We start from the raw sequence: 872 nt of genomic DNA on the forward strand, positions 1-872 counted from the left end.
CACGAGGAGCGCCACACCGCCGAGGATGACTACGGTCCAGCCCTGCACCTGCGGCGGGTCGATCAGCCGCATTCCGCCCTCGTAAATCAGGTAGAGGCCGATCAGGATCAGAGTGGTATAGTTGATCAGCGCAGAGACGATCTCGATGCGCCCGTAGCCGAAGGTCATGCGCTCGTCGGCTGGCCGCCGCGCGATCTTGCGTGCCACGAAGGCAATTATGAGCGAAGCCAAGCTGCGCGTGCTTGTGGGTAAGCTCGAGATCACGATAGTCCTGCAGCGTTCTATCCGACGTCCTAATGAATGATTTCTGTACACGTTCTGCGGCCGGTTCATGCTGCCAACACGGCGAAGTTGTACATAACGCCACAACTCAGGTACGGAGACGGCTGTTGCGAAGAACAACAAACTCGTCAGCCACCGCCGATGAAGTTATTCGAACTGGGAAACAGTGTCGGCGTGACAGCGTAAGTTACTTACCAAGCCGCAATCGCGTTCCGGCCTAAATTCCACTCAGAAAATACGCGAAGTGGAGAGTTAATACATAGCCGCCCATCCCGGCTGAGATTGCCGCCAAAACACCTCAATGACGAAAAGCCCAACATTACCACTGTGGTACGCCGACGATTTATTGAGACCTCACACCACGCAGGATCGTGTTCACGGTAAGCGGAACGGAGCTTGCTCCCCCTCAGCTTGACAGACGCATAAGTGCGCGAAGCATCAGGTTGGCTCCCTTCTCGATAGCGTCCCAATCTGTCCACTCTTGCGGGGCGTGACTGATGCCGTTTCTGCTTGGAACGAAGATCAGGCCAGAGGGGCAGAGGCTTTGCATGGTCTGGGCATCGTGGCCGGCACCAGAAGGCATCCTCAAT

At 56.4% G+C, this 872-nt stretch carries 2 protein-coding genes; both read right to left on the bottom strand.

Going from position 1 to position 872, the window contains the following annotated elements:
- Positions 1 to 231: cation transporter (locus tag WA367_RS16650; protein ID WP_336057904.1), on the bottom strand; the 231-nt coding region annotated here is incomplete at its 3' end.
- A gap of 457 nt (positions 232 to 688) precedes the next feature.
- Positions 689 to 872, bottom strand: a 184-nt coding sequence (locus WA367_RS16655) for a M20/M25/M40 family metallo-hydrolase (RefSeq protein ID WP_336057905.1), incomplete at its 5' end; no start/stop codon positions are given.

The organism is Nitratireductor sp. CH_MIT9313-5 (genome assembly GCF_037029545.1).
GTDB lineage: Bacteria > Pseudomonadota > Alphaproteobacteria > Rhizobiales > Rhizobiaceae > Chelativorans.